The organism is Ruegeria sp. (genome assembly GCF_028066395.1).
Taxonomy (GTDB): domain Bacteria; phylum Pseudomonadota; class Alphaproteobacteria; order Rhodobacterales; family Rhodobacteraceae; genus Ruegeria.
On record NZ_JALCBM010000127.1, the window covers coordinates 1 to 3,790 of the forward strand.

At 51.5% G+C, this 3,790-nt stretch carries 3 protein-coding genes; all 3 read left to right on the forward strand.

Going from position 1 to position 3,790, the window contains the following annotated elements; translation table 11 throughout:
- Positions 1-556: 556 nt before the first annotated feature.
- The 3 genes from MPJ51_RS21540 to MPJ51_RS21550 are packed head-to-tail and all read left to right on the forward strand — an operon-like array spanning position 557 to position 3,270.
- On the forward strand, positions 557-1,732 hold the full coding sequence (locus tag MPJ51_RS21540) for an ATP-binding protein (RefSeq protein WP_298391091.1): 1,176 nt from the start codon (positions 557-559) through the stop codon (positions 1,730-1,732).
- A 2-nt stretch (positions 1,733-1,734) separates the two neighbouring features.
- Positions 1,735-2,688 carry a tetratricopeptide repeat protein gene (locus tag MPJ51_RS21545; protein WP_298391093.1) on the forward strand — a complete coding sequence of 318 codons (954 nt, stop codon included), beginning with the start codon at positions 1,735-1,737 and terminating at the stop codon, positions 2,686-2,688.
- A 12-nt stretch (positions 2,689-2,700) separates the two neighbouring features.
- Positions 2,701-3,270 (forward strand): hypothetical protein, encoded by a 570-nt coding sequence (locus MPJ51_RS21550; protein WP_298391095.1) that lies wholly within the window; start codon positions 2,701-2,703, stop codon positions 3,268-3,270.
- The last annotated feature ends 520 nt before the right edge of the window (positions 3,271-3,790 follow it).

The window sequence follows — 3,790 nt, forward strand, 5'->3', positions numbered from 1 at the left end:
TTTCCTCCGTTTTACTAAACATAGCGGAGGACCACTTCAGTGGGGGAAGACCACGGACAGGGCAGGCGTTCGACTTTCTATGTAGAATGTCTAGTTACAGGTTCCCACTTTCTGCCCGCCGTATTCGACACTGAAAAATTGATTGGTCTACAAGATTTAAGTTATCGAAGAGGTGTTTAGGGCAGCCAAAACCGTCCGCGAATGTCGGCAATGAACTTCTATGTACGCTCACAGTGGATTTTATCTTTGCCACAACCAACAGCGGAACCCAATCGCGGGCAGCAGTCATTCTCGCGAAACCACCTGGGCTAAAATTAGCTCTCTATCTACTTCGCAGATGGCGTTGCTAAACACTTATTACGTGAAACAAGGCTGCGAGGTACTATCGTTAACTGCCAAAATTAGTTGTGTGCTAAATTCTCAATGGTTGAGTTCTATTTGCAACCTCAGGCAGAGCATCTCTTGACGCTATCCAGATTTGCGATAGCAAGCTTTTAACAACCAGCAAAAATGATCCCGTGGGGGCACATTATTTGAGGCATGCAAGGGTAGAATATTGGTTAGTAAATTAGAAGCGCAGTACCAAGAGCTGGTTGATCTCGTCGTTACGGGACATGCTCGCGAAGCCAGTTTCCGAGCGTTGTTGGTTTTGTTGAAAGAAGCACCAGACAGCAGTGTTATTCGGGATGCACTTGCACAAACCGACCCGGCTGTCATTGAAACGGATGCTTTGCGTTCTGAGGCGGCAGAACTGTTGAATTTGGCTGGTGAAGAACATCAGGCCGATATTTGGCGACCAAAGCCGCAGGCGGCTGACAATGTGATTCAAATGCAAAATCCTGACAGCCCATTGCGCGTTGTCGAAGGCAGCGGTGTGACGTTCGATGACATTGGCGGGCTGGAAGACGTCAAGAAACAAGTCCGACGACGCATTATCAACCCATTTACCGGCAAACGTGAGCTTTTCAGAAAATTCAAGCGCAAGGCTGGTGGAGGGGTGTTGATGTATGGCCCCCCGGGGTGTGGGAAAACCATGCTGGCCAAAGCACTGGCGACTGAGTGTAACGCCGGGTTTTACAATGTTCGCGCTGCCGATGTGTTGGACAAGTACGTCGGCGTTGCAGAAAAAACGATCCGCGAGATTTTCGCGACGGCGCGCGCACGAAGACCTGTGGTGCTTTTCTTCGACGAGGTCGAAGCCCTGGCGCAACGCCGTCAGATGGAGACGACTGCGAAGATCAACACGACGGTGTCCGCGCTCTTAACTGAAATGGACGGTTTCTCCGAAGACAATGACGGCATCCTTTTTTTAGGCGCCACGAATGTTCCGTGGTCTTTGGATAGCGCATTTCGCCGACCGGGACGCTTTGATCGATCAATTTTTGTCCCTCCGCCTGACAAAGTTGCACGCGGATTTATTCTCAAACGCCTTCTGCAAGACAGACCTGTGGCTTCTGATTTGGAAACAAGCCAGATCATTGACAAGACGTCCGGTTTCTCGGGGGCTGATCTGTCTGCACTTGTCGACACTGCAATTGATATAGCGATCGAAGAAAGCGTATCAGAGACCGATCTTGAACCTTTGAACAACACACATTTCAAAGAAGCATTGCGCGAAGTGAAATCCTCGGTTGGGGAGTGGCTTGGACAAGCGAGGGGGTTTGCTGACTATGCCAATGCAGACGGAATGTATGACGATCTGGCCGCCTTTCTAAAGAAATATGCGAGGTAACAATGGGTGAAGGTCAGATCGAAGGGCGCGGAACTGCAAGAGCGTTGTATGAGGCGGGCAACACCGAGGGGGCCAAGCGGATTCTAGGTCGGCTTCTCGAGAAAAACCCGGACGATTACCTGTCAGCGGACCTAATGGTGGAAACGCTGCTTAACGAAGGCGAAGCCAAGGCCGCGCTTGAGTATTGTGACAATTGGCTCTCCCGTCATCCCAATGCCGTTGGAATGCACGTTCACAGATTTTCGGCTTTGGCGAAGCTGGGTCGAAAAAGGGAGATGGCGTCGAGTCTCCAGAGATTTCAAAAGAACTTCCCGCATGAGCAGGGTTCAATCTCCATGATGGAGTTGATCCTTGACGCAAAAAAGGGAAAACAAAATTCGGTTCGTAAAAGGATAGAAGAACAACTGGGCGAGGTGCATTCGCCAGAATTGATCAGGGTGAAAGCCATCGCGCTGCATAACCTGAACGATCTATTCGAAGCCGATTTCTACCTCAGCCAGGCGATTGAGCATTATCCTAACGATGCAGAGCTGCTGTCGGCCATGGCCACGAACCGGTTCCAGATCGGCCGCCTGGCCAGTGCGCGAAAATTTGCGGCAAGAAGTCTGGCCGCCGATCCAACCAAGCGACGCATGGCTTTTCTCAGCCGCATGACGTGGCTGTTCTATTATCCCAGTTGCTACTTCATGCTGATTGCCATGTCGGCGGGCGTTTTCCTATGGGCTCGTGTTAACAAGCTCGTTGCCTTGGTGTCATACATGATTCTTTTCAGCCTCGTTAAAGGGGCGATTACGTTGTCTTTCTTCCCCCTGATCATTCTCTTGGGGATTTCCACAACCCGCGCTGTAACGCTTTTCACGGCAATCGCCGTGCTCGCCTATTTCTTTGTGGTTATGGACCAGTTTTTCAAAGCCGTCTTCGGTAGGAAAAAAACCATCAAACTCAAGAAGTACTAAGCGGAGGCGTCGATGAGCGAGCAGTCAACATCCATCTGGCAAGGTCGGACGTTCAAAGGTCTGGTTCCTTGGGTAATCATCTTTCTGACTCTTTTTGCAATTGAGAGAAATCTGGACTACCGCATCGTCTACAAAGGTCGCGACTTGGCTGGGTTGGCGGACAACACCCTATACCTCTACACAACGACGCCCGAGTTATGTGTGAATCAAGCCGTCTATGCAAAACTAAACAAGCGACGTGTGCTGGTTCCGATTGGTGCTGTTGCTGGCCAGACCGTTTCCACCAGTGTAAGCGAACTGAGTATCGACGGTACAGTCATCGACCTCGGAGATAGCTGGACGGCTGTCGCCGTCACCGAGATTGCGGACGAGGGTATTCGCAAAATCCCACAGGGGCATGTTCTACTGATCAACACAGGGTTCAAAGCGGGTCACGAGTTCAGAGGATGGGGTGTCGCAGTTGTGCCCGAAACAGACGTGGGTGCTTCATTGTCACAGGTACTCTTTTCCAGAGACTTCAACCGCATCGGACAACCTGCAAAGGAACTGGGAGGCTGCATCGCGCGTATTTCGGTAAGCTGAATTCATCGGTGCCCGGCAACACTCACTAAGTGATTTCGCCCAATTGGCCGGTTCCGCCGACATGAACAGGGACATTAGCGCTTGGCTCGGCCTATGTCAGATTGGGCTCTTCCCCTTCAATCTCTGTTTCGAGTAGCAATGTAACCACCAGCATGTCAGAGGCAGAGGCCTTTTCGCGGAAAGCTGACGTTGGTAAATACCGCAGTATTGGCTCGAAGCCGACCTCAGAGCTGACGCAGCATGGTCCCATGCCATCTCTTCCGCAAGCTGGTCCGGCCCATAGCTACGTTTGGCCGACGCCCACCAATGCTGCGCCGCAGCCCGTCAAACCAGCCGTTCGCTGCGAGCGCGAATATTGAGGTATACCGAACTCACCAAAAGCGGACCTTCGCGACTTTCGCTGCACTTGCCCCAATGGCTGCTTTCGGTCAGCAGACCAAAAGATCCATTTTGCTGTGGTCAAAGCTGGTCTTCCCCCACTGAAGTGGTCCTCCGCTATGTTTAGTAAAACGGAGGAAAC